This is a genomic window from Acinetobacter sp. 197 (genome assembly GCF_048148385.1).
Taxonomy (GTDB): domain Bacteria; phylum Pseudomonadota; class Gammaproteobacteria; order Pseudomonadales; family Moraxellaceae; genus Acinetobacter; species Acinetobacter pecorum.
The window spans coordinates 134639-161579 of the sequence record NZ_JAYWZK010000006.1 but is presented as its reverse complement, the minus strand read 5'-3'; the positions used below and the strand labels follow the sequence as shown (position 1 = coordinate 161579).

23 protein-coding genes are annotated in these 26941 nt (G+C 42.2%); 17 read left to right on the top strand and 6 right to left on the bottom strand.

Annotation, left to right across the window (positions count from 1 at the left end):
• Positions 1-46: 46 nt before the first annotated feature.
• From VXQ11_RS08035 to pyrF, 10 genes are all read left to right on the top strand, one after another.
• Positions 47-643, top strand: a complete 597-nt coding sequence (locus VXQ11_RS08035; protein WP_144723777.1) for a 6-carboxytetrahydropterin synthase — start codon at positions 47-49, stop codon at positions 641-643.
• Between the two features lie 46 nt (positions 644-689).
• Positions 690-1403: a uracil-DNA glycosylase gene (gene ung, locus VXQ11_RS08030; protein WP_064102719.1), complete on the top strand. Its 714-nt coding sequence runs from the start codon at positions 690-692 to the stop codon at positions 1401-1403.
• Positions 1400-2521, top strand: a complete 1122-nt coding sequence (locus VXQ11_RS08025; protein WP_064102718.1) for an enoyl-CoA hydratase/isomerase family protein — start codon at positions 1400-1402, stop codon at positions 2519-2521. The genes ung and VXQ11_RS08025 overlap by 4 nt, the downstream gene beginning before the upstream one ends.
• 6 nt (positions 2522-2527) lie before the next feature.
• Complete coding sequence (tadA, locus tag VXQ11_RS08020; RefSeq protein ID WP_064102717.1) at positions 2528-3043, top strand: tRNA adenosine(34) deaminase TadA; 516 nt, start codon at positions 2528-2530, stop codon at positions 3041-3043.
• A gap of 60 nt (positions 3044-3103) precedes the next feature.
• Positions 3104-3535: an SRPBCC family protein gene (locus VXQ11_RS08015; RefSeq protein ID WP_144723780.1), complete on the top strand. Its 432-nt coding sequence runs from the start codon at positions 3104-3106 to the stop codon at positions 3533-3535.
• A 17-nt stretch (positions 3536-3552) separates the two neighbouring features.
• Entirely contained in the window at positions 3553-4236 is a 684-nt protein-coding gene (gene cmk / locus VXQ11_RS08010; RefSeq protein WP_144723781.1) for a (d)CMP kinase, read from the top strand.
• Positions 4237-4346: 110 nt separating this feature from the next.
• Entirely contained in the window at positions 4347-6023 is a 1677-nt protein-coding gene (rpsA, locus tag VXQ11_RS08005) for a 30S ribosomal protein S1 (protein WP_064096561.1), read from the top strand.
• A gap of 163 nt (positions 6024-6186) precedes the next feature.
• Complete coding sequence (locus VXQ11_RS08000) at positions 6187-6492, top strand: integration host factor subunit beta (protein WP_064096560.1); 306 nt, start codon at positions 6187-6189, stop codon at positions 6490-6492.
• A 21-nt stretch (positions 6493-6513) separates the two neighbouring features.
• Positions 6514-6879 (top strand): lipopolysaccharide assembly protein LapA domain-containing protein, encoded by a 366-nt coding sequence (locus VXQ11_RS07995; protein ID WP_064096559.1) that lies wholly within the window; start codon positions 6514-6516, stop codon positions 6877-6879.
• A 249-nt stretch (positions 6880-7128) separates the two neighbouring features.
• Positions 7129-7809: an orotidine-5'-phosphate decarboxylase gene (gene pyrF, locus VXQ11_RS07990; protein ID WP_416705791.1), complete on the top strand. Its 681-nt coding sequence runs from the start codon at positions 7129-7131 to the stop codon at positions 7807-7809.
• Between the two features lie 403 nt (positions 7810-8212).
• On the opposite strand, the gene VXQ11_RS07985 is transcribed toward pyrF, so the two are convergent.
• Both VXQ11_RS07985 and VXQ11_RS07980 read right to left on the bottom strand, forming a co-directional pair.
• Positions 8213-9121, bottom strand: coding sequence for a lysine exporter LysO family protein (locus VXQ11_RS07985; RefSeq protein ID WP_064096557.1), 909 nt, complete (start codon positions 9119-9121; stop codon positions 8213-8215).
• A gap of 67 nt (positions 9122-9188) precedes the next feature.
• Positions 9189-10685: a flavin-containing monooxygenase gene (locus VXQ11_RS07980; protein ID WP_416705790.1), complete on the bottom strand. Its 1497-nt coding sequence runs from the start codon at positions 10683-10685 to the stop codon at positions 9189-9191.
• 144 nt (positions 10686-10829) lie between these two features.
• Between VXQ11_RS07980 and VXQ11_RS07975 the strand changes: the two genes are divergently transcribed.
• The 5 genes from VXQ11_RS07975 (at position 10830) to VXQ11_RS07955 (ending at position 17936) form a co-directional block, all read left to right on the top strand.
• Positions 10830-11837 carry an AraC family transcriptional regulator ligand-binding domain-containing protein gene (locus VXQ11_RS07975; RefSeq protein WP_416680702.1) on the top strand — a complete coding sequence of 336 codons (1008 nt, stop codon included), beginning with the start codon at positions 10830-10832 and terminating at the stop codon, positions 11835-11837.
• 84 nt (positions 11838-11921) lie between these two features.
• Complete coding sequence (zapE, locus tag VXQ11_RS07970; protein ID WP_416705789.1) at positions 11922-13073, top strand: cell division protein ZapE; 1152 nt, start codon at positions 11922-11924, stop codon at positions 13071-13073.
• Between the two features lie 366 nt (positions 13074-13439).
• Positions 13440-15605, top strand: coding sequence for a malate synthase G (locus tag VXQ11_RS07965; protein ID WP_416705788.1), 2166 nt, complete (start codon positions 13440-13442; stop codon positions 15603-15605).
• 127 nt (positions 15606-15732) lie between these two features.
• Positions 15733-17181, top strand: a complete 1449-nt coding sequence (locus VXQ11_RS07960; RefSeq protein ID WP_416705787.1) for an aldehyde dehydrogenase family protein — start codon at positions 15733-15735, stop codon at positions 17179-17181.
• A 92-nt stretch (positions 17182-17273) separates the two neighbouring features.
• Positions 17274-17936, top strand: a complete 663-nt coding sequence (locus VXQ11_RS07955) for an SOS response-associated peptidase (RefSeq protein ID WP_191730588.1) — start codon at positions 17274-17276, stop codon at positions 17934-17936.
• Between the two features lie 78 nt (positions 17937-18014).
• Here the strand turns inward: VXQ11_RS07955 and VXQ11_RS07950 are convergent, their stop codons facing one another.
• Positions 18015-18479, bottom strand: a complete 465-nt coding sequence (locus VXQ11_RS07950; protein WP_064096552.1) for a MarR family winged helix-turn-helix transcriptional regulator — start codon at positions 18477-18479, stop codon at positions 18015-18017.
• A 745-nt stretch (positions 18480-19224) separates the two neighbouring features.
• Between VXQ11_RS07950 and VXQ11_RS07945 the strand changes: the two genes are divergently transcribed.
• Positions 19225-20748, top strand: a complete 1524-nt coding sequence (locus VXQ11_RS07945) for a TerC family protein (protein ID WP_416680696.1) — start codon at positions 19225-19227, stop codon at positions 20746-20748.
• Positions 20749-21325: 577 nt separating this feature from the next.
• Here VXQ11_RS07945 and thiM read toward each other — a convergent pair.
• The 3 genes from thiM to VXQ11_RS07930 all read right to left on the bottom strand — a co-directional run bounded on the left by thiM (position 21326) and on the right by VXQ11_RS07930 (position 23785).
• Positions 21326-22174, bottom strand: coding sequence for a hydroxyethylthiazole kinase (gene thiM, locus VXQ11_RS07940; RefSeq protein WP_144723790.1), 849 nt, complete (start codon positions 22172-22174; stop codon positions 21326-21328).
• 32 nt (positions 22175-22206) lie between these two features.
• Positions 22207-23367, bottom strand: a complete 1161-nt coding sequence (locus tag VXQ11_RS07935) for a hypothetical protein (protein ID WP_064102711.1) — start codon at positions 23365-23367, stop codon at positions 22207-22209.
• 160 nt (positions 23368-23527) lie between these two features.
• The gene (locus VXQ11_RS07930) at positions 23528-23785 is read right to left on the bottom strand and encodes a hypothetical protein (protein ID WP_064102710.1); all 258 of its coding nucleotides are present in this window, start codon (positions 23783-23785) and stop codon (positions 23528-23530) included.
• Positions 23786-24146: 361 nt separating this feature from the next.
• On the opposite strand from VXQ11_RS07930, the gene pepN reads away from it, so the two are divergent.
• Positions 24147-26753: an aminopeptidase N gene (gene pepN, locus VXQ11_RS07925; RefSeq protein ID WP_416705803.1), complete on the top strand. Its 2607-nt coding sequence runs from the start codon at positions 24147-24149 to the stop codon at positions 26751-26753.
• The last annotated feature ends 188 nt before the right edge of the window (positions 26754-26941 follow it).

Below are 26941 nucleotides of genomic sequence, written 5' to 3'. Positions count from 1 at the left end.
TTATAATCATAATTAATTCACCTATTTTTTGACGACATTACGGCATATGTTAATTCGTAAGTTATTTAAGTTTGAGAATGCTCATATTGTGCGTAACTGCACGTCAGATCGCTGTAAGCGTTCGATCCATGGCCATAGCTATAAAGTCGAGTTATTGCTGAAAGCCTCGAAGCTGGATCATGGCCAGATGGTTTATGATTTTGGTCTGCTCAAAGGGGTGATTAAGGATTTCTTTGATTCATTTGACCATGCAATCTGCTTCTGGCAAAAAGATGATCCTGAATATATTCAGGCTTGCAAGAATTTTAGTGCGCGTTGGGTTTCTTTGCCGGTTTCGCCGTCTGCAGAACAGTTTTCTCGCATTTTCTTCTTTCTGGCACAGCAGGTGCTGGCATCGACGGTAACGCAAAATGGCGAAGGTGATGTTGAAGTCTATTCTGTGATTGTGCATGAAACCGACACAGGCTATGCACAGAGTTTTCTAGAAGATATTCAAAATGAACAGATGGGTGTTTTGAGTCTTGACCAGATCGAGTTCTCGGAGCAGGTGCAGGCTGAATGGGCAGATCCGGACATGTTTGCCAAGCTGAAACAGGGTGTGCCATTTCATAACCCTGCAGTGGATTTACAGGTACAGATCTAGAGTCTGCATGACTTTAAATCGATTGACATAGATTTAGGATTGAAGAATGTCTTTAAATGAACAGCAACTGGCCAAACTGAATAAAGTTCAGTTGGATGAAAGCTGGAAATACGGATTGAGTGATTTTTTACTCAGTCCGAAAATGGATGAATTAAAAGCATTTCTCCTTGAAGAAAAAAAAGCGGATAAAGTCATTTATCCACCGAATCACCTGATTTTTAATGCTTTGAATACTACGCCGCTAGATCGGGTCAAGGTCGTAATTATTGGTCAGGATCCTTATCATGGTCCAAATCAGGCACATGGCTTAAGCTTTTCAGTGCAAAAAGGGGTTGCATTGCCCCCATCTTTACGTAATATCTTTCACGAGTTGCACAATGATTTAGGCATAAAGATTCCTAAGCATGGTGACTTGACGCACTGGGCGGAGCAGGGCGTACTTCTGCTGAATGCTGTACTGACAGTGGAAGCCGCTCAACCAACTTCACATCAGAAACGTGGCTGGGAAGATTTTACTGATCACGTCATTGATGTATTGAATGAACAGCGTGAACATATTGTATTTATTCTTTGGGGCGCATACGCACAGCGTAAAGGACAGCGCATTGACCAAAATAAACACCTGGTATTAAAAGCAGCGCATCCGTCGCCTTTGTCGGCTAACCGGGGTGGTTTTTTTGGTTGTAAAGTTTTTTCGAAAACAAATAATTATCTCAAACAACATGGCATTGAGCCTATAGATTGGCAGCTGGACGCATGACATATTCTCCTGTAACTAAACCTTACCATCCGGATCTGATTGTTGAAGAAGCGAACAATGGCTGGCGTATCGTTCGCTTGAATCGACCAAAATCTTTGCACGCGCTGGATGAATCGATTGCTTCCGCACTTCTGGAAGTATTTCAGGATTTTCATAATGATGACAGCGTCAAAGCCATCTGGCTGGACTCAACCACACCGAAAGCTTTCTGCGCAGGTGGGGATGTACGTAAGCTGCGTCAACTGGTCATTAATGATGAAGTGGCGGCTGCCAATAAGTTCTTTGAGCAGGAATACGCGCTCGATCTGTTATTGCATAATTATGCCAAACCCGTTTTAGTCTGGGGCGAGGGTTATGTGATGGGTGGTGGCTTGGGCCTGTTTATGGCTGCGCCTTTCCGTTTGGTGACGCCGTATTCACGTTTGGCGATGCCTGAAATTAATATCGGTTTATATCCAGATGTAGGTGCAACCCGTTTCTTGGCGGATCGTGGTGCACTAGGTCTATTCACAGGCTTGACCGGTTCTATTATGACTGCTGCCGGCGCTTACGGGATTGGCTGGGCCACCCATATTTGTGATGCACAGCGTGATTCAGTTTTGCATAAAGTCGTTAATATCGATTGGGGTCATTATCCTGCAGGTGACTTTCGTGCCATTGATGACACCCTGAACAGTATGCACCGTCCGGTAGGTCCAGGACCGCTGCAAAACTCCCTGGATGTCATTCATAGTGTTTGTCGTGGTATCAACTTTGAGCATGATTATGAGTCAATTATTGGCCTCAGTGACGCACGCAGTGACTGGTTACGTCAGGCCAGTGAAAACCTTAAAAAAGGTTCACCCACCACTGCAGCCTTGACCTGGCTATTATGGCAATGGGGTAAGCAGGTACATTCCTGGAAGGAAGTTTTTGAATTGGAAGTTCAGATATCAGACTGGAAAATTCGTCATCATGATTTTGTTGAGGGTGTACGAGCACGTCTGGTCGATAAAGATCTTTCTCCTGAATGGAAAAAGGGTACAGATATGAGCTTGAAAGGAATCTTATCTCAAAATCCTCCAGTTACGACTATTGAAAGCTGGAATGACATGCTCAAGCAGTATGGTGTGATTTAAGTCTCAATGTCCGAAACACAATTTACAGATGAATACTGGATGCAGCATGCTTACGAGCAGGCTGCACTTGCTGCTGCACAGGGTGAAATTCCCGTGGGTGCGATTATTGTCAGCCAGAATCAGATCATTGGCCAAGGGTTTAATGCGCCGATCACATTAAATGATCCGACTGCACATGCAGAAATTGTTGCACTGCGGGATGCTTGTCAAAACATTCAAAATTATCGGTTACCTGAAGATGCGGTACTGTATGTAACCCTCGAGCCATGCACCATGTGTGTCGGCGCACTGGTTCATTCACGGGTTTCACGGGTAGTATTTGGGGCATTTGAATCGAAAGCAGGCTCACTGGTGAGCGCACGCCAACTGTTTGAAACTGGCTATTATAATCATGTGTTTCCTTTCAAGGCGGGTTGTATGCAGCAGCAATGCTCGGAACAGTTAAGTGTATTTTTTAAAGTGCGTCGTGAACAGAAACGGCAACTCAAGTTACAAGAAAAGTCATTAAATACGCAGAAATAATTCTAGCTTATCCGCTAGAATTTGCTCACTTTCAAATATCTGTAATTTTCAGGAATAATAATGAACAGTATTCAAGTAAAAAAAGAATTTCCGGCAGCAATTGATGATGTCTTTAATTTGATGTCCAAGCATGCCACCTATAATGTGGCTTTTGCACCGATGCAGGTTGAGCGAATCAAGGATTCTGCAGATGTTGAATATCCAGATGGGCTGGGTTCAGTGCGTGCAATGGGGGTGGGGCCAGTGAAGCCGCTGAAAGAACAAATTACTCTGTTCGAGCCGAATAGCCGCATCGAATACCAGATTATTAAAAATCCGCTGATCAAGCATCATTTGGGTATTATTGAATTTGAAGCGCTGACTGATGATAAAACACTAGTGACTTATACGATTGAATTGCAGGCACGAGCACCTTTTGTGAGTAAATTAATCCTTGCACAGTTACGGGCAGCGATTAAACTAGGCCTGACAAAACTCGCAAAATCTGTTTAAACAACAACGGGAAAGCAATGACAGTTCAAATTATTACCATTGATGGTCCAAGTGGGTCGGGCAAAGGTACGTTGGCAGCGAAACTGGCTGCGCATTATCAGTTTCATTTATTAGACTCTGGTGCTTTATACCGTCTTTTGGGTTTGTCATTGCATCATCATGATTTGCTGGACTCATTGGATACCAAATTGCCAGAATGCGTACAAATCGCAACAAATCTGGATATCCAGTTTGTGAATACAGACACCGGGGTGCAGGTGTGGCTGGATGGCGAAGATGTGTCCCAAACCATTCGTACTGAGCGGGTGGGGGAATTTGCTTCAAAAGTCGCAGCAATTCCTGAGCTTAGAACCGCCATGGTTTCACGTCAACATGCTTTTGCACAGGCGCCGGGCTTGGTGGCGGACGGGCGTGATATGGCAACCAGCATCTTTCCTAACGCCCAAGCCAAGATATATTTGACTGCCTCGGCTGAATCGCGCGCGCAAAGACGTGTAAAGCAGTTGCAGGGTATGGGGCTGGATGTTAAAATAAACGACATTTTAGCTAATATCATTGCACGCGATAAACGAGATATGGAACGCACTGTCGCTCCGCTCAAGCCTGCCGATGATGCTTACATTATCGACAGTTCAGATTTGAACATCGATGAAGTATTCCAGCTGATGACTACTTATGTAGATCAGCAGTTAGCAAATTAACCCAATTTTATCAGCAAACGCATAGCTTGATCAGTTTTATATGGACTATGTAGATGCTTAATTAAACCGGCCTTGTCTGATCCAAGACCGCTGACTTTATCGGAAATATCATGACCGAATCTTTTGCAGCCCTCTTTGAAGCAAGCGAATTAAACCTCAACGTTGAAAAGGGTGCAGTAATCCAGGGCGTTGTAGTAAGCATTGACTCTGATTGGGTAACTGTTGACACTGGCCTTAAATCTGAAGGCGTTGTTGACCGTGCTGAGTTCTTAAATGAACAACGTGAACTTGAAGTTCAAGTTGGCGACACTGTAGACGTAGTTGTTGAAGCACTTGACAACGGTATGGGTCAAACAGTTCTTTCTCGCGAAAAAGCTAAACGCGCAGAAACTTGGACTAAACTTGAAAAAATCTTTGAAGACGGCGAAATCGTTACTGGTGTTATCTCTGGTAAAGTTAAAGGTGGTTTCACTGTTGACATCGGTCCAGTACGTGCGTTCCTTCCAGGTTCTTTAGTTGATACTCGTCCTATTCGTGATACTACTCACCTAGAAGGCAAAGAGTTAGAATTTAAAGTAATCAAACTTGACGCTAAACGTAACAACGTTGTTGTTTCACGTCGTGCTGTTATGGAAGCTGAATCTTCAGCTGACCGTGAAGCTCTTCTTGCTCAGCTTGAAGAAGGTCAAACAGTTACTGGTACTATTAAAAATCTTACTGACTACGGTGCATTCGTTGACCTTGGCGGTATTGATGGTCTTCTTCATATCACTGACATGGCTTGGAAACGTATCAAGCATCCTTCAGAAGTGGTTGAAGTGGGTCAAGAAGTTACTGTTAAAGTACTTAAATTCGACCGCGAACGTAACCGTGTTTCTCTAGGTCTTAAACAACTTGGCGAAGATCCATGGTTAGCGATCATGAACCGTTACCCTAAAGGTTCAATCGTTAAAGCGCGCGTAACTAACCTGACTGATTACGGTTGTTTCGCTGAAATCGCTGAAGGCGTTGAAGGTTTAGTACACGTTTCAGAAATGGACCACACAAACAAAAACATCCACCCATCTAAAGTTGTTCAGATTGGTGACGAAGTTGATGTTATGGTTCTTGAGGTTGATGAAGAGCGTCGTCGTATTTCTCTTGGTATCAAACAAACTCGTGCTAACCCATGGGAAGAGTTTGCTAAAGAGCACGACAAAGGCGAAAAAGTTTCTGGTACGATCAAATCTATCACTGACTTCGGTATCTTCATCGGTTTACCAGGCGGTATCGACGGTCTAGTTCATCTGTCTGATATTTCTTGGAACGAACAAGGCGAAGAAGCAATTCGTCGTTACAAGAAAGGCGACACTGTTGAAGCGGTTATCCTTTCTGTAGACGCTGAAGGCAACCGTATCAGCCTTGGCATCAAACAAATGAACAACGATCCGTTCAATGATTTCCTTGCTGCTAACGAACGCGGTGCTTTGGTTAAAGGTACTGTAACTGCAGTTGATGCTAAAGGCGCAACTGTTAAGTTGGCTGACGAAGTTGAAGCGACTCTGAAAGCATCTGAAATCAATCGCGATCGCGTTGAAGATGCAACTAAGTTCCTTGAAGTTGGTCAAGAAGTTGAAGCGAAGATCATCAACGTTGATCGTAAATCTCGCGCAATCAACTTGTCTATCAAAGCGAAAGACGAAGCTGAAGAGAAAGAAGCAGTTGCTAACTTGAAAACAGCACCAGCTGGTCAAGACAATGGTCCTAAAACTATTGGTGACCTGATCAAGGCGCAAATGAGCAACTAAGTAAGCGTCTGAATTGTATTGTTAATGTAAATTAACTAATACTTTTTATACAAATACTGTAAACGGTAGCGTAGTATTTAATTATTGCGCTACCGTTTTGTATTTAAACAGGTTATTATCTGGAAATAGATCCCAAGTAGCTTGATAATTAAAGAGGTCGCAGATGACTACTGAAGCACTTAATAAGTCTGACTTAATAGAGCGTATTGCGTTAAAAAATCCGCATTTGGCTGAACCCTTAGTGGAAGAAGCAGTTAAAATCATGATCGATCAAATGATAGAGGCTTTATCATCTGATAATCGTATCGAGATTCGTGGATTTGGTAGTTTTGCATTGCATCACCGTGAACCGCGCGTAGGGCGTAACCCTAAAACTGGTAAATCAGTAGAAGTGGCTGCAAAAGCAGTTCCGCACTTCAAACCAGGTAAGGCACTTCGTGATGCGGTAAACGAGTCTGCACAAAAATAATTGTAAATATACGGGGTGCTCATGCGTTACGTTCTGGTCATTCTATTATTAGTACTGTTTGGTTATTCATTAGCTTTAGTTCTGCAAAATGGTACTGAATTGTCAGTGGACTTGTTATTTACTCAAGTTCCAGCAATGCGCCTGGGATTATTACTTCTCCTCACTTTATCTTTGGGTGTAGTTTTGGGCCTGTTATTAGGTGTTCAGATCTTCAGGGTTTTTCAGGCGAATTGGGAAATTAAAAGGCTTCGTAAAGACATTGAACACCTACGTAAAGAACAATTGAATTCAGCCAAGTTAATGGCTGCTGAAGCAGCCGTCCATACCCGGCATGAAAAAACTGTGTTAGATATTAATTCTAATGACCGACCATCGACACCACTTTAGGTGAAAGTGCCAGGCAAAAGTTGTTTTTAAACATTTTATATTGCCAATTTTAATTAAACGCCTTTTAACTTAGCTTTAAAGGCGTTTTTTATTATTTATCTATATATAATTATAGCTAAAATAATATTTAAAATTATATAAATAAATAACTTAGTTTGAATTACCAAGTATATTTTGTGAAAATATTCTTGGTCGGCATGAGCTTAGTCCGTATAATATCTTAATTTTGTCAATTTGAAGGGTCTACTCATGAGTATCATCGTTGCACTGGATGCTAAAAGCCAATTTGATGCCTTAACGATTGCGGAACAGCTAGATCCTGCTTTATGTCGAGTAAAGGTTGGCAAAGAGTTATTTACCCATGAGGGGCCAATCATTGTCAAAGCACTTCAAGATAAAGGTTTTGATGTATTTCTGGATCTGAAATTTCATGACATTCCAAATACAACAGCACAGGCAGTATGCGCGGCAGCAGATCTGGGAGTGTGGATGGTCAATGTACATGCTTCAGGTGGCCGTAAAATGATGGAAACCTGTGTAGAGCGGTTAAAAGCAGGTAATTATAAGACTCAGTTGATTGCCGTCACAGTTCTTACCTCGATGGGCCGTGAAGACTTAAAGGATATTGGTCTGGATATTGAACCCAATGAGCATGTAAAACATCTGGCTCAGCTGACCAAAGACAGTGGTCTAGATGGTGTGGTCTGCTCAGCTCAAGAAGCAAAAATGTTGCGTGAAACGATTGGAAAAGACTTTGCATTAGTGACACCCGGCATTCGTCCAGAAGGGTCAAATGCAGATGACCAGAAACGTATTGTAACACCAAAACAGGCGATGCTAGATGGTTCAACGCATCTGGTGATTGGTCGTCCGATTACCCAGTCTAAAAATATGCGCCAAACCTTAAAAGATATTCTAGATACCTTGTAATATGATTTGACCAACAAAAAGCCTTTCCAATGAAAGGCTTTTTTTATATATTCAGAAAATATCAATAATAATTAAAGGAAAACCTATGAATGCATCTGAATTACCTTCAGAAAAGGAACAGAATGATCTGATTCAAAGTGTTCAACAGGCGGAACAGCTTCAGCAACAAGAACAGCAGCAATAACAGGCAAGCTCAACAGATTGGACAGCGGGAATTGATGTGGTCAGTTTGGCATCTGATGCTATCAGTCTGGTTTCGGATGTTGTTGAAACAGTAGGCGATGCCTTAAGTGATATTGATTTAAGTTTTTAGTCAGCCCTCTCAGCCTCCTTGTTTGTGTTTCGTTTTAAAACCCTGCTTTAAAACTGACTCAGGGAAGAGAGTGAGAAAGCGATAAAGTAATTAAATCACTGCCAGTACACTTACCATGACTGGGGCTAACAGTGACAAAATGAAACCGCTGACCATGGCATGCGGAATAAAATCATGCCCGCAGGCCTGTTTAACCATCGGTAAAGTCACATCCATTGCAGTTGCACCCGCTGCTGAAATCGCAGATCTTGGATATCTCCAGCCCATACAATACATCAGTAAAATGGCAAAAATTTCTCTAAACAGGTCATTCATCAGGGCGATACTGCCGAGTTCAGCATTACGAAGTTCCGTGACAACGACGCCTGACATCGAATAAAAGCCATAGCCTTGTGACAGCATGATCAAATCTTTCAGATCCATCTGGGTATTCCAGAATGAATATGCGATGACTGCAAATAATGAACCAAAAATACAACCGATCGGGACCAGTAGAATTTTAAAATTTAACCAGGATCGATCTAAGGGTGAGTTGGCCAGATCTAGGCCAATCATGAACATAAATACCAGTAATAAATGCCAGGTGCTGATTTGCAGGGACAGATCAAATAGACTCAAGCCTGCATGTAAAAAGTATCCGCCGGCGAGAGCCAAAAAGGCATAGCTCATGTTTAGCAGGGATTTAAGCACCAGGTCGACGGATACCCGACCGGAACTAGGAAGATAACCTGCCCATTTAAATAGAAGATAACAAAATGCAAAAGCACCGAGTGAAGTCAGAAAGGCAATACTGATCGAGGTGCTCAGAATCTGGAGAGGATGCTGTAATTCATCGACAAGCTGTGAAAATTCAAAGGCAATTGCAATCAATAATACATAGCTAAAATAGGGCAATAGCTTGAAACAGATTTTAATAATAGGTTGCGGAATTCGTTTTGCCATAGCAAAACCGAGTGCTAGACAGAATAGAAGCTGAAAGATGAGCCAGAGCGATTGCATAAGTTTAATGGATTGAAAAATTTACCTTTAAATTATGCCATCGCTTGATATCGGATGCTAAAGTCTTTTAGGTAAGTTTATTGAATAATTGATAATCTGCAGCATTGATTTTTTTGGTTTTTAGCCAGTATTTCCAGGTATAAGTCGGCCACAAGGCGAAATTCTTACCACCTTCCTGCTGATACCAGCTTACACAGCCAGATTGCCAAACAGTCTTTTCAAACATATGTTGCACCTGCTGATTAAATGTATCTTGCGCCTGCTCTTTGACCATGATGGCATCACTATGAGATTGATCGACTAGTTTTATTAGTTGCAAGATATACTCAACTTGCGCCTCGATCATAAAAATCACAGAATTGTGCGCCAATAAAGTATTGGGTCCCAATAACTGAAACAGGTTTGGAAAATCTTTTACACAAATTCCATAATAGCTTTCAGCGCCTTGTTTCCAGACGTCATTCAGCTCTGCACCATGGAGTCCGGTGCATTGAAAATTCTTCATATAGATACGTGGATCTGTAATGAATCCGGTACCATAAATCAGACAGTCAATCGGCCGCTCTTTTCCATCTTGTGTAATGATACTGTGTTCAGTCAGTTCCTGAATCTTCTCGGTCACCAGTTCTACATTGTGGCGGTTAAAAGTCGGAAAGTAGCGGTTTGAAACCAGAATGCGTTTACAGCCCATGATGTAATCGGGAGTCAGTTGTTTGGCCAATTCAGGATTTTTAACCTCATATTTAATCAGCAGTTCTGCCAGTTTTTGGGTGAATTTCATAATGCCAGGTTTGACAATCGGTACGACACGCGATTCATTTGACCAATACAGGCGGGTGCGATGTAACTTTCGAAACCAGTCATATTTTTTAAATAGTTTCTTTTCAAAGTCGGGGTAGATACGTTCATCACGAGGAATGATCCAGGCCGCTGTACGTTGCATGACGTAAAGTTGTTTGCATTGTGGAGCGATTTCCGGAATATATTGAATCGCGCTACCACCTGTCCCGATTGAAGCAACATTTTTGCCATTCAGGTCATATGTGTGATCCCATTGTGCGGAATGAAAGACTTTGCCCTGAAATTTCTCAATACCGGGTATATGTGGGATTTGGGGAATATGCAATGGCCCAGAAGCGAAGATAACGAACTGGGCTTCAAGGATACTTTGATCCTGAAGCTGTAATTGCCATAGACAGCGATCTGCCTGGTAATGTGCAGCCAGAACTTCAGTATTTAAACGGCAGAAAGCACGGAGATTATAGTCAGTTACCAGATCCTGAATATAAGAAAATATTTCTGGTGCTTCAGCGTAACGTCTGGACCAATTGCTTTTTGGAGCAAATGACAGGGAATACAAATGTGATTGCACATCACAGGCTGCTCCCGGATATTGGTTATCTCGCCAAGTCCCACCAAAATCACTTCCTTTTTCCAGAATAACGAAGTCATAAATACCCTGTTGCTGTAAACGTATTGCCATGGCAATACCGCCGAAACCGGCTCCAATAATGGCAACTTTGGTATGGGGATGGGAGCCTGTAGCAGTGGCGTGATCTAGCATTTGTACATTCCTTGCTTATTTTAATGTGGGATATTTATCGTAATCTGCTCCTTAGTGATTAGACAGAAAATTGATCTAAACGGCAATAGCCGGCATATTATTTTTATAGTACAACTAGAGAAATCACATTGTACTTGTATGGTTATGAAACGTTCTGTTCTCAGTCTGATGTATTTGATTCAAGGGATGCGTAAGGCTGGTATGCAGGTCGATCAGAAACTGCAAAACATTGGGCTGCGTGTAGATGCCTTTGATCCAAGCTCGATTATCCATCCGAGTCTGGAAAATGATGTGCTCAAGGTGGTGGGGCAGGAAATTCAGCCTGAACAGGGATTGTTGATTGGCCAGCATTATGCCTTGGCAGGCTATGGTCCCTTACTCATGTTGCTGGTGACGAGCCCTACGGTACGTGATGCACTGAATCAGGTGATCCGTTTTCAGCAGTTGACGCATCTGACCGGTCAATTGGCTTTGGAGCATAGCGAACATTATAGTGCGCTATGTTATCGAGCCAAGCAGCTAGATGACCATTTGGGAAGGTTGCTGGCACAGGCGGAGATTTCCGGAACTTTTAAGTTTATCCGGGAAATTTACAAAATGATGGGTTTATCCAAACCTGATTTGCGGATTGAGTTGCCATTTGCCTATCCGGCAAATCCGAATACCTTAAAGATCTATCATGATTATTATGGGAATCAGGTACAGTTTGATGCACCTCGGGCGGCATTCTGGTTTGATGAAGCGGTTCTGGATATTAAAATTCCCTCGAAGGATGAGGAAACTTTTGCAATCTATGAAGCCAAATGTCTGGCTGAGCTAGAGCGGTTGCAGGAGGACGAAAAGACACCGACTGTGGTGCAGCGGGTGCAGGATTATCTGGAAATCCAAAGCGGTCTAATGCCAAGTATGGCTGAAACTGCACAGGCACTGAATATTCCCGAACGGACCTTGCGGCATCAGTTACAGCAATGTGATACCAGTTATAAGCAGATTCGTGAAGAGATTATTAAAGATAAAGCTTTGCGATTAATTGAATATAAGCAGTATTCGATTGAAATGATTGCAGAATTATTGGGCTATTCCGAGCCGGCCGCTTTTAACCATGCCTTTAAACGCTGGTTTGGGCAAAGTCCTCGGCAATATATAAAATAGCCTAAGTTTGTTTATGCCAAAGTGTTATAGCGTGTTGATTAAACTCCGTTATAATTAAATTGATCCCAAATAGTACGAAATTCTATGTCCGATTTTAATTCACAGCACAGCACCGCCTTTAGTCCGATTTCTCCTGCAGAACGTTATGCACAAGCAATATCTTCTGGACAGTTTATGCCTGATGAAGCACAAGCGATGGCAGTACATGAACTGAATCGTGTCTGGCTGGAATTGATTCAGCGATTTAAGGCATCGAAAAAAGCATTCCGCCGCTTTCGCCGTCAGACATCTCCGAAAGGAGTATATATGTGGGGTGGGGTGGGGCGTGGCAAAACCTGGCTCATGGATCAGTTCTATGATTCCATTCCGTTTCGCCGTAAAACCCGGATGCATTTTCATCATTTTATGCAGCATGTGCATCATGAATTAAATAAGTTATCCGGGCAGCGTAATCCGCTAGATATCGTAGCGGACCGGATTTATAAAGAAGCAGTCGTCATCTGTTTTGATGAGTTTTTTGTATCGAATGTGACAGATGCAATGATCTTGAGCGATTTATTCCAGAAGTTGTTTGAGCGCGGCATTACCTTGATCGCTACCTCGAATATTGCACCAGACGGGTTATATAAAAACGGGATTCACCGCGACCGTTTCTTGCCAACGATTGAACTGGTCAAGAAAAATTGTGTGGTATTAAATGTCGATGCCGGAGTCGATTACCGTTTACGGGTTTTAAAACAGGCACAATTGTTTAAATTCCCGTTAACACATGATCATAAAAACTGGATTGCGCAGCGCTTTAATGCTTTAACCCAGACTCAAACACGCTCTGAAGAACCGATTATTATCAACAACCGTATTGTTGAAACCGTAGCGCATACCGAAGATGTATTGTGGTGTGAATTCTCTGAACTATGTTTAAAACCACGTAGCCCGGCTGATTTTATTGAAATCGCCAATATTTATAATACTGTTTTGGTCAGCAATGTTCCGCATCTAACCGATTTTCTGAGTGATGGCACGCGCCGTTTTATTTATCTGGTAGATGAGTTTTATGACCGCGGCGTCAAGTTGCTCTTGACCTCGGAAGATAATATTGTGGATATTTATCAGGGAGAGAAGCTGGCCTTTGAAATTGAACGAACCCGTTCCCGTTTGCTGGAAATGCAGTCGGATGAATACCTGAATTCAGAACATCGTCAGATCGAGAAAATAGTCTCTTTAAACGAAGAATAACAATAAAAGCGCTGGTTATTTACTGGCGCTTTTTTTATAAAAATAGGTAGTTAAATTATCGACAAGCCTGATCAAACATGGCTTAATCTTGATCTAAATATGATCGTGTATAACTAGAATGCATAATTTTTGCTCGAAAATCTGAACTTAAGTCTAATTTCTACATTTCGAAAACTTTATACACTGTCATTAGGGTATTTAGCATAATGATATCTAATTGTGGCTGAGCTGAATCAAATATGTTTATGAGGGTATTCATATTGGAAAAAATGCTCAGTATTTAGCAATGTGATAATACTATTCAGCTAGATTTTAATCGGTATACTAGAATCTCTTGTATAAAAAGTAGCAATATCAGGAAAGACAATGACTGCACGTATTCAAAAAGGCAAGTTAGCGATTGCTAAAGAACTTTACGATTTTATCGAAAATGAAGCACTACCAGGTTCTGGTTTGGACAGCGAAACATACTGGAAGAACTTTGAACAAGTCGTTGTTGATCTTAGCCCTAAAAATAAAGCACTTTTGGCTAAGCGTGATGACATTCAGGCAAAAATTGATGAATGGCACCGCAATAACACATTTGAATTACAAGCTTACAAAGCTTTCTTGACTGAAATTGGCTACTTGTTACCAGAAGTAGAAGATTTTCAAATCAGCACTGAAAATGTAGACGAAGAAATTGCAGTATTGGCAGGTCCACAGTTGGTGGTACCAGTACGTAATGCACGTTACTGCCTGAACGCAGCGAATGCACGTTGGGGTTCATTGTACGATGCACTTTATGGCTTTGATGTGATCTCTGAAGAAGATGGTGCGGAAAAAAGCAAAGGCTATAACCCGAAACGTGGTGAGAAAGTTATCGCATTTGCGAAAAACTTCCTGGATGAAACTTTCCCTCTGGCGCAAGGTTCACATGCCGATGCGACTCAATACGCAGTTGAAGGTAATGCTTTAGTTGTAAGCCTGAAAGACGGTTCAACCACAACGCTTGCAGATGCGTCTAAATTTGTAGGTTATAACGGTGAAGCCTCTGCACCAACAGAAGTTGTTTTAAAAAACAACGGCCTGCATGCCATCATTCAAATTGATGCCACTAGCCCGATTGGTCAAACTGACGCTGCTGGCGTAAAAGATGTGGTACTTGAAGCAGCTGTAACCACCATTCAAGACTTGGAAGACTCGGTTGCAGCAGTAGATGCCGAAGAGAAAGTTGAAGGTTACCGTAACTGGTTAGGCCTGATGCGCGGTACGCTGGAAGAATCCATCGAAAAGAATGGCAAAACTGTTACACGTAAACTAAATGAAGACCGTACTTTCAAAAATGTTGAAGGCGGTGAAACTAAGGTTCACGGTCGTTCATTGATGTTACTTCGTAACGTGGGTCATTTGATGACCAACCCGGCAATTCTGGTAGATGGCGAAGAAATCTATGAAGGCATCATGGATGCTTTGGTGACTCCACTGCTTACCATTGCTGACATTCGCGGCGAAAACACGATCAAGAACTCACGTAAGGGTTCGATGTACATCGTGAAGCCAAAAATGCATGGTCCTGAAGAAGTTGCATTTGCAGTTGAACTGTTCGAGCGTGCTGAACAGGCACTTGGCTTACCTGCGAAGACATTAAAAATCGGGATTATGGATGAAGAACGTCGTACCTCTGTGAACTTGAAGAACTGTATCGCTCAAGCTAAAGACCGTACCATCTTCATTAACACAGGCTTCATGGACCGTACTGGTGACGAAATCCATACCTTTATGGAAGCAGGTCCCTTCGTACGTAAGGGCGAGATCAAAGGCCAAATCTGGTTCCCTGCTTACGAAAACCGTAACGTGATGATTGGTTTGCAAGCAGGTCTACGTGGTAAAGCACAAATTGGTAAAGGCATGTGGCCAAAACCAGACATGCTACTGGACATGTACAAGACCAAAACCGAGCATCCTGAAGCAGGCGCAAGCTGTGCATGGGTACCTTCTCCAACAGGTGCTGTGATTCACGCGATTCACTATCATCAAATCAATGTAGCAAACCGTCAGAAAGAACTTCTTGCGACTGAAGCATTGCCACTTGATGACTTGTTAACGCCACCGCTTGCCAAAGATACTAACTGGACAGAAGAAGAGAAGCTCAAAGAGCTTGAAAATAACTGTCAAGGTATTTTAGGTTATGTAGTGCGTTGGGTAGACTTAGGCGTGGGTTGTTCTAAGGTGCCAGACATTAATGATGTCGGTTTAATGGAAGACCGTGCGACACTCCGTATTTCTTCACAACATGTTGCTAACTGGTTACGTCACGGTATCGTAAGTCGTGAGCAGGTAGAAGAAGTTATGCAACGTATGGCAAAAATTGTGGATGAGCAAAATGCCAATGATCCACTTTACACGCCAATGTCTAATGACTTTGCCAATAATATTGCATTCCAGGCAGCGTCTGACTTGATCTTTAAAGGTGGTGAGCAACCATCAGGCTATACCGAACCACTTTTACATGCAGCGCGTTTAAAACTGAAAGGTTATACAGGTGACTAATCCTGTCTAATTGAAAAAGCCTCTTCGGAGGCTTTTTTATTGTCTAATGGTAAGCCGTTGTCGTCCTGACTGGAAATTTTCTAGCCGAACTCTTAAAGTGAGGAAAAGTATTCCAGGAAACAATAAAATGATGACGGTATATCAAAATTTAGACCAGCAGTTTATTCATGGCCAGTGGCAAGCCGGTACTTCAACTAGGATTATAAAAAATATCAATCCTTATACCCAGAGTGAAATTTTTAGTATGCCAGCGGCCAGTTCTGTTGATGTAGACAGTGCTTATACAGCAGCAGCGCAGGCTTTTCAGCAAGATACCTTGAAATCCATTGAAGTACGTAAAACAGTGCTGCAAAATGTGATCTCAATTATTCAGCAGCGTCGTGACGAAATCATTGACTGGCTGATCATTGAATCCGGTAGTACACGTATTAAGGCAGGCCTTGAGATAAATGCTGCTTTAGGCATTATTCAGGAAAGTCTGAATTTTCCAGACCGGATCCAAACAGAACAGCTGGAAAGTAAGGATCCGGCACGTAAAAGTTTAGTTTTGCGTAAGCCTTTAGGTGTGATTGCTGTCATTAGCCCATGGAACTTTCCATTTCATTTGTCTTTACGCTCAGTAGCAACAGCAATTGCCTGTGGCAATACAGTTGTACTGAAGCCAGCCAGTGATACCCCGGTGACTGGTGGCACATTAATCGGCAAACTCTTTGAAGAAGCAGGGTTAGCTGCAGGTGCTTTGAATATCGTTGCCGGTGCTGGCAGTGAAATCGGGGATTATTTTGTTGAGCATCCGGTACCCAAAATGATTTCATTTACCGGTTCGACTGAAGTGGGAAAAAGTGTCGGTAGCAAAGCTTTAGCCAGTTCCCGAATCAAGCGTCTGGCGCTGGAGCTGGGGGGTAATGCACCTTTGGTCATTCTAGATGATGCTGATCTTGATTTGGCTGTTGAACTGACCTTGATGGGGCGTTTCTTGCATCAGGGGCAAATTTGTATGAGTACCAACCGGGTTATTGTCGATGCCTCTATCCATGATGCATATGTAGATAAGCTTCTGGAACGGGTCAAAATGATTCCGGTGGGTGATCCAAATCTGGAAGATACCGTGATCGGACCAATCATTAATCAGAGTCAGGTCAAAAAACATCAGCAGATCATTCAAACGGGCAGCGAGCAGGGCGCGCAACTGGTCTATGAAGGAGGCATTGAAGGAAATCTGGTTTCTCCGCATATTTTTATTGATGTCGCTGAAAATTCCGATCTGGCACAACAAGAAAGCTTTGGACCGATTTTACCTATCCTAAAAGCCCGTGATGAAGCACATGCTTTAGAGCTGGCCAATGCAACCGAGTTTGGTTTGTCCAGTGCCGTATGTACTTCAAACATCGAGCGAGGTACTGCTTTTGCGGCACAACTGGATATTGGTATGACGCATATTAATGGGATTAGTGTTGCAGACCAGCCGAACGCACCTTTTGGGGGGGAGAAAAATTCAGGACTGGGACGTTTTAATGGACGCTGGATTTTTGAAGAGTTTACCCGCACGCACTGGCTGACGGTTCCAAGTGAATAATAGTAAATAATATAAACTTACCTATAATCCATACAGGTTCACTGCAGGCGCCAAGTTATAATCTGTAAATCAAATGATTTATCTGATGAAGCATGTGCGCCAATTTTAAGCCTTTAACCCTAAAACAGTTGCATAATCTGGAGTTGCCAGAAATTCCTTTTGAATATCCAGAAGAGGTCTATCCCAATTATGCCACACCACTTTTATTCCATTCAGCTCAAGGACCAGAGTGGCGGTTGGTGAACTTTGGCCTTATTCCGAAATGGGCAGAAGATCAAAAAATAGGAACCAAAACCTATAATGCCAGAAATGAAACTTTACTTGAAAAGCCCACCTTTGCTGAGGCTACTGCTAAATGTCATTTTGGTGTCATCCCAGTATCAGAATTTTATGAGTCCAAATATTTCGACAATAAACCGCAACGTTGGGGAATAAGACGTAAAGATGGTCAAGCAACTTTTATCGCGGCCATCTATGAGATTGCTCGGATACAAGGAGAAATTATACGCTCGGCCAGCATGATAACCATGGATGCAATTGACCATCCAATGATGAAAGAATTTCATGAGCCGGGTAATGTCAAACGATCGGTGATTGTAATTCCTCAAGAGCGCCTAAAAGAATGGCTAACACTAAGTTATCCAGCTATTCACAGCTTTGTAGAGGGTTTTCCGGTAGAAGAGTTTGAATGTTCACATGTACCTAAAGAAAAAATCAAAAAAGTCAGTGCGCAACTAAACTTTTTTGATTCTTAGAAAGCTCTGGCGAATTATTTATTATTAAAAGTATGTAAGAAATTCGCCAGCGTCTATTTAAAATAAAAAATGAGACTCTTAACGAGCTAAATTTTTAAAAATATGACGTAAACTTTCCATGGTTTTTTCAATTTGCAAAGGTGTCAGGCCTTCAAAGGACTGTTCCAGGACAACATTGGTCAGGTCATTGATCTTATGGGTCATTTGCGTGCCTTTTTCGGTCAAAATCACCCGGGTAATCCGTGCATCATCCTCACATGAATAGGTTTCAACCAGACCTTCATCTTTTAAGCGGTAAACAATTTTCGTCGTGGTCGACATTTTAGAGACAACCATCTCTGATAAGTCAGAAACACTGGCATGCGGTTTGGATTTTAAGGCAAGAAGAATGCGGCGACGTGAATTGTCAACACCATACTTTTTAAGTGCATGGTCGACATTAAGGACGTATTGAGCATGAACCTGAGTTACCCAATAATATGGAAAGTTTTCTAAATTAAATTCTTCCGTACACGGCAAAAATTTTGCATATTTTTTAGTCATGAAATGTTCCTTGTATTTATTGTTCTAGGGCCCGTTCATTTTATGAAAAAGTTTATGCATGTTTCAACCTTTATTTTAAAAATGTTAAGGTCCTGACACTTTTTAGTTTTGCTTAACAGCCCAAGATATTGACGAGTTCTGCACGTCAGCCCTTTCAGGAGTAGGGATTGCTCATTAAAATCAGATAAAAGGCGATAACATTTTGTTAAAATTTAATTCTTCATTGGATATTTGGCTTGTAGAAAAGTGTTGTAGGACACTTGATGATTACTCATCAGGCGCTCCAAATAAATTTTCCTATAAAATATTGTATTTTAATAAATTAACTGATTAGGAGGAGACGACAGTAAAGTGGTTTAGTGAACTCGCTAGACTGCTCATTCGAAGCTAAACTTTTAAGTGATTGTTCCTTCAATGAAAAAATATTGCATAGTTCACTTCTCAAATCACATTAAAATAAGAGGGATAATCTATCTATAGTTAACTTATGATGAGTTTTCATTAAATTATAATAAGTTATGTAGAAAAAATTTAAATTAATCAATTTCATCATCTGCTAGGTAGTTAAAAAGCCGCTATAACCCTATGACCATGTAATTTTTTTGTAAATTAATACATTACAAAATATTCAGTTTATGCATAATGGAATGGTCTTAAGTTGCATAGGTTTTATTTTAATGGATCCCTCGCCGTGCGTTGATCTTCCATCTCTATTTTTAGCTTACTCGAACGGGGTAATTCTCTAATGGAATTTTTATTAGATCCCGGAATCTGGGTAGGTTTAATTACTCTTATTATTCTTGAAATTGTTTTAGGTATTGATAACCTAGTCTTCATTGCCATTCTGGCTGAAAAACTTCCTCCTGAACAACGCGATAAAGCGCGTGTTGTCGGTTTGTCACTCGCATTATTCATGCGTCTAGGCCTGTTATTTGCGATTGCCTGGTTGGTCACTTTGACACAACCATTGATTACTGTGTTTGACTGGACCTTCTCCGGTCGGGACCTGATTTTGTTATTTGGTGGCTTGTTCCTGGTGTATAAGGCCGTTACTGAGCTGCATGAAAAAATTGAAGGCAAACCTGAAGTCACAGTATCTACCAACGTGGTATATGCAAGTTTCACTGCCGTTGTTGCACAGATTGTTGTTTTAGATGCTGTTTTCTCTTTAGATTCAGTGATTACCGCAATTGGTATGGTCGACAATATTTATGTCATGATGGCTGCTATGATTGTCGCAATGGGCGTGATGCTACTGGCATCGAAACCATTAACCAACTTTGTGAACCGTCATCCAACCGTGGTGATTCTGTGTTTAAGCTTCCTGCTTTTGATTGGTATCAGTCTGATTGCAGAAGGTTTTGGCTTCCATATTCCAAAAGGCTATATCTATTCAGGTATTGGTGTCGCGATCATAATCGAGGCATTTAACCAGTTCGGTCAGCGTAATGCTGCTAAACATGAATCGAAGATCCCTTTGCGTCATCGTACGGCTGACTCGATTCTGAAATTGATGGGCGGTAAGCTGGAGACGACTGATACTCAAAATAATGAGGCACAAGAAACCTTTGCAGATGAAGAACGTTATATGATTGGTGGGGTTCTTACCCTTGCAGAGCGTTCAGTCGCTTCGATCATGACGCCCCGGAGCCAGATTTCATGGGTCGATCTGGAAGATAGTCCAGAGGAGATCCGTGAAAAAATTCTTTCCGTTCCACACAGCCTGTTCCCAGTATGTCGCGGTAGCCTGGATAAGGTCATTAGCGTAGTACGTGCCAAAGAGTTACTGGATGTCCTGGAAGAGCCGGAAGAATTAAAAGCACTGATTAAACGTCATCGTCCAATCTATATCTTTGAAAGAATGAAAGTTATTGATGCGATTAATACCTTGCGTACTTCTAAGGGGTCTTTGGTCTTGGTCAGCGATGAATTTGGTAATGTACAGGGTCTGATTTCACCGCTGGATGTATTTGAAGCAATTGCGGGTGAATTCCCGGATGCTGATGAACAGCTAGATCTAGTTAAAATCGATGATACGCACTGGATCGCATCAGGTATGTTAGACCTGTATCAGCTTGAGCTGGAACTTGGCATGATTGATCTAATTGATGAAGATGCTGGTTATATTAGTGTGGCGGGTCTGATTCTAGATAAAACCAACAGTACGGTTGAAGTGGGCACCGAGTTAAATTATCAAGGTGTGCAGTTCAAAGTCACTGAAATTGAAAGCAATCGTATCAAGTCGGTCAGCATTCATTACGCAGGTTAAACAGGTGTTTTAAATACGTTATTTGTTCAAATTCTAGAAGTCAGTTGCTTCAGTGGCAGCTGGCTTTTTTTAATGCATGTCTGTTGAATCTGGTTTATTAAAATAATATGAGCCCTTGTTTAAACTAATTTTTATCAGTTTATTCATACTATATTTCAAGTTCCAAATTGAGCTCAATATGCGGGTATTGCACTAAAAATTTCAAGCCAAAAGAGGTCAAATCGATCATTAAAAATAAGCATGATCAGGCATTGGGTGTGGATTCATACAGCCTGTTAATCAAAACTTAAAAGTCCTATTTAAATAGGAATAAGAAAATAAACTACAATTCACATGAACTGAATTAACCTTATGCAAAGATATCTTAATTAAAGGAAGATATGCTTTTTAAGGAAATCGATATATAAATTTCATGAAGCTCTACTCATCAAGCAAAGCATTTATCAAAATGCTTGGCGCATAAGACTCAAACAGAAGATTTCTATCGATATGGATAAAGATAAAAAGGAAGTAGGTAAACTAGATAAGGGCGCGTTTACCTATTTAAGCCTACACACCCCGTAAAGCAGCCAATAAACTAAATGGATTCCGGCAGAATTTTGAAGCTTGCGTATTGCCGGATTGTTTCAGTATTGAGTTGATGGATTTCATCCAGAAAGGCAACATTAAAATTGCCTAACTGTTGTGCGCGTTCAAATGCCAATTGACCGGCAATGGCAAAATGTACATGTGCCGTTAATGCAGCAAGGGCGGGAGACGTTACTGCGCTATATGCAGCAATCAGTGCACCGAGCGCACATCCCATCGCCGTGATTCGGGGCTGTAAAGCAGAACCGCCTGACACCTGTATCACAGGATAGTCTCTAGAAATAATGTAATCGGATTCACCGGAGATCGCGATACATTCACAATAATCCAGCAAACTTTGCGCCTGTAAATAAACATCCGCACTGTCTACCGTACTGTCCACACCTTTGGACTCAATCTGCTTGCCGGCCAAAGCACCAATTTCAGAGGCATTACCACGCAAAATGGCAGGATGGAAATGCATCAACTGATCTGCGATGCCTGAACGCCAGTGCAGAACTGTTCCATAACCGACCGGATCAAGCACCCAAGGTTTTTGCAGCTGATGTGCAGTTTCCGCAGCAATCTGCATCGCATGAACCTGTTCTGTCGTCGGTGTGCCCAGATTCAGACTGATTGCTGCTGCAATCTTGGCAAAACTTTCAGCTTCAAACGGATTGTCGATCATGGCCGGAGACGCATGTGCAGCCAGTACAATATTGGCGACATAGTTGCTGGCCACCGTATTGGTCATGATATGCACCAAGGGCTGCTGTTGCTGAAGTTTCAACCAGGCTTCACAGATCTGGTCCAGAAGTGTTTGCTGTAATGCTTGCATCGAAGTCGTCATCATGGTCATTTATAAAAGTGGAAGATAAGTTGTCTATTCGGTCAGCGGGTAAAATAATGGTCTTGATGCTTGCAGCTACGACAGAACAGGCTGACATAGTCACTGGCATCATAATCCACCGACAGTTCCTGTGAGCCGCAGTGCATACAACGTTTCTGGGAATAAAATTTCAGGCGAGGTTCGATCTTGTGCCACGAACGCCACACTGGCTGAAAGAAGATATTTTCATCATAGCCCAGAAAACGATAAAACAGGATTTCGCTCATCTTGCTAAATGCCAGTTGAGGTGGGCGAGGCAAAGTAGAGGTTTCCCATTTTTCCGTGATGGAACGTTCCCGGTACTGCTGCAAGGTTTTTTTTAGCAGATTAGTATTAATAAAATTTTCATTGCGTGGCTTAAGAGCTTTTTGCTTGTACAGATATTCAAGTCCCGTTTGTACCAGATAATAAATCTGTCCCACAGCCAGTACATCCAAAAGACGATAGCAAAAAGTCTGAAAGCTCTGATTTCCGGCAATCTGCACATTCCAGCTACGGCAATAGAATTGGGCAAACTGAATGATTTCTTCATACAGCAGGCAATAGAGTGCATCTTTGACTTCATCTGCACTTTTAAAGGGCACACCTTGGCTCAGGTTTTGATAAAACCAATTGCGCAGCTGCTGGGTAATGCTGAATAGGGTGGGCTCAGAATAGCCATCCAGACGCACATTAATATAATAGTGCAGGTTTTCCTGCTGGACATCTTTGGGAATCAGCACCTGATCCCGGATCAGGCTTTTCACCAGACCATGTTGAAACAGATAATTTGGACTGATGGAATAATATCGAATTTGATGCCAGTCAATATATTCGCGGTGCTGGCTATATTCCTGCACCTGTTCATCCAGAATCGCGAGTAAAAACAGTTTATTGATAAAACTGAGCTGATTGAGCTCAAGAACCGGTCGATCCTGTTTTTTATGATATTGACGGTTTTCCTGTAAGCGGACTTCCTTGAGCATGCGTTTACGCTGTGCCAGACAGTGTTCACAATAACAATTGTGCTTTTGATCGGAATAAAGCTGATGCTGGCAATGGCTGCATTCATGATAGCTCAGCTCCTGATCATATTGTTCTGCCTCAATCCAATACATCGATGCCTTACACAATGGGCAGTGAGTACTTTCATCAAGCTGTTTTTGCAGAACACTGAATACCATGGTTGCGGGCAACTCTAGAATGGTCGGGCATTTGATTATACACGGCTGATGAGATGCAAACGTAGTGGACTGGCGCAATTTTTTAAAATCAAAAACAGCCACACAAACAGAAGAAGAGCTACCGAAGTAGCTCTGATTTTAAAACATGAAATGACACTTTTTAAACCGGGCAGGGTAAAGTATCGTCCTGCTCTCCAAGGTTTTTGGCATGAATTAAGGCTTGAACCTTTTTAGAGGGTACTTTTTTGGCACCGAGTGCATCGTAGGTGTTAAGAATGGCAGTCACTTCATGGGCCTGAAGCGGAATGCCTTCACAGCTCATCAGCAGTGCAATCACTTTATGGTCAATATTGGCCTGATCCAGAGTCTGCAAAGTTTTAATATTTTCGATCCGTATTACATGCTGTTTTAAATACATGACTCACCTCATCATCGTTATCATTATTCTTTCATTGGAAGTGTGGAAAAACACAGTTTAACTGTAGCAAGAAGTGTGCTCATTTTTTAATCTGGATTTATGCGGTACTCTGCAAATAAAATTATATATTTTTAAATCAGTTGTTTATGAAAATGTAAGAAATTATGATCCTGACTATTTTTATGGCACAGATATTTCTTATGTAGAGCGGAGTGCTGCCCATTTAGGCAGAATGCATTGAAAGTGGTGCATGAAATGCCCATATTAGATCTGACAATACAAATGCACAGACAGCGTTTCAAACTTGGCGTATGATTTTGACATGAACAATGTCGAACACGATAAAAGATTAGGACAGGACATGAATATTGCGGCAAACCCGGTGATCGAAGCGGATCAAACCATTTATTTAAAAGACTATCAAAAACCTTCCTTTGTCGTCGATTCTGTAGACCTGAATATTCAAGTCTACAGTGATCACAGTCTGGTCAGCAGCAAGCTGGAGATGCAGCGTCAGACTGCTGGTGATCTGGTTCTGCTTGGCCGCGATCTGGAACTGCAATCGATTCGGTTAAATGGTCAAACCCTGAATGCCAGTGACTACCACCTGGATGCTGAACAGCTAGTCATTGCCAATGCACCTGATCAGGTATCACTTGAAATTGTGGTTAAAATCCATCCTGAAAGTAATACGATGCTGGAAGGTTTATATCAGGCCAGTTCAGATCTGTTTGTGACCCAAAATGAACCAGAAGGGTTCCGTAAAATTACTTTCTATCCAGACCGTCCTGATGTGTTGTCGGTCTTTACGACGCGTGTAGAGGCAGACAAGAAATATCCGGTCTTGCTTGCGAATGGTAACCTGCTGGAAACCGGTGAAGTAGATGCCAATCGTCACTATGCCATCTGGCAGGATCCGACCAAAAAACCGAGCTATTTGTTCGCCTGTGTGATTGGTGATCTGGCCGTGATGAAAGATCATTATGTTACTTCGGAAGGCCGCAATGTGGCTCTGGAAATCTATGCAGAAGAAAAAGATATTCCAAAATGCAAGATTGCCATGGAAGCGCTCAAACATTCCATGCGCTGGGATGAGGAGCATTATGGTCTGCCTTATGATCTGGATAACTACATGATTGTGGCGACCAGTGCATTCAACATGGGTGCCATGGAAAATAAAGGTCTGAATATCTTCAATACTTCATGTGTGCTGGCCGATGAAGAGTACACTACTGATGCCGCCATCATGCGGGTGCAGTCAGTCATTGCCCATGAATACTTCCATAACTGGACCGGTAACCGGATTACCTGTCGTGACTGGTTCCAGTTATGTCTTAAGGAGGGCCTGACTGTATTCCGTGACCAGTCTTTCTCGGAAGATTTGCAGTCGGCTGCGGTACAGCGTATTGATGATGTGGCGGTTCTGAAAGCGCATCAGTTCCCGGAAGATTCAGGACCATTGTCACATCCACCGCGTCCGGATCATTTTGTAGAAATTAACAACTTCTATACTGCCACTGTTTATGAAAAAGGTGCGGAAATTAACCGCATGATGGCGACCTTGCTTGGCAAGAAAAAATTCCGTCAAGGAACTGATGAATATTTCCGCCGTCATGATGGTCAGGCGGTAACGGTTGAGGATTGGGTAGCCGCACTTACAGCAGGTTCAGGTGTGGATCTTTCAAACTTCTTGACCTGGTACAACCAGCCCGGTACGCCTAAACTGCAAGTAAAAGCTGAGTACGATGTAGAGACCCAAATCTATCGCCTTCACTTCAAGCAAAGCCTGAAACCGCATGCCAAATACCCGAATCTGAAAGCAGTTCCAATTCCAGTTGCTTTAGCACTGTTTGATGCTGAAAGCGGTGAACAGCTAACGCTAAATTCTAAGGCGCTCTTTGAAAATGGCGTTAAGGATGGTATGTATCTGTTTGATCAGGATGAGGCAACGATCGAGTTTAGTGGTGTTGCAGCGAAACCAGTAGTGTCCTTGCTGCGCAATTTCTCTGCACCGGTAAATCTGGACTTTGACTATTCAGAAAAAGAACTGGCTTTCCTGTTGCAATATGAGACCAATGGTTTTAACCAGTGGCAGGCGACCCAAACCTTACTTGAACGTATCCTGCTGGATGATCAACCTGCCGAGATCTATATTCAGGCCATGCTTAATACCTTGCCGGATATGATTGAGAAAGATCCGGTGCTGGCATCACGTCTGTTTGATGTACCATCTGAAGGTTACTTGGGCAGCCGTATTGATCAGGATTATCAGCCAGCCATGATTCAGGAAAAGCGTGAGGCTTTACTGCATACTCTGGCCCGTGCCTTTGGAGAAACAGCGAAAGAAACTTATCTGAGTCTGGATCCAGATTTGCAATCTGATTTCTCGCAAGCAATGGGGGTGCGTGCCCTGAGAAACATCATGCTGACGATGATGGCTCGTCAGGGAGATGCATCTGTCTTTGACTTGGCCTATGAGCAGTATCATACAGGCAATATGTCTGAACGTTTAGGGGCGCTGAAAGTTTTGGTCTGGAATGATGCGCCACAAGCACAAGAAGCTCTGGCCGATTTCTACAGTCGTTTTGAAGACGAAGCCTTGTCTCTGGATCAATGGTTTATGGTTCAGGCAGCACATCCAAAAGCTACGGATGCAACGATTGCGTATTTGACCCAACATCCGGATTATGATCTGGCGGTGCCTAACCGTATTCGTGCAGTCAGTGGTGGTTTGAATGCCAACCCAGTTAATACCTGGAGCTTTGGCGTACAGCATTTTATTGGTCTGGCAAAATATCTGGATGAGAAAAATCCGATCGTGGGCTCACGTTTGCTACAGGTATTGTCACGCTGGTATACCTTGGCGGAACCACAACGTAGTGAAGTAAAAGCTCAACTTGAAACCTTAAAGCCACTGGTCAAATCTAAAAATGTGTCTGAGACACTTAATAGTATGCTCAGTGTATAACATTCATTGTTAAAAAACCGGATCGACATGATCCGGTTTTTTTTACTTTTTCAAATGCTGTCTTTAAATACAGTTGAATTTCCTTAAAGGCCGAGTTAAGTATCAAAGGGTGTTACAGTATGATTATACGGAAAAGAGTATTTGTTTATTAAGCTGTAAGCTAGGTAAAGGGATCTACAGATTCGCTT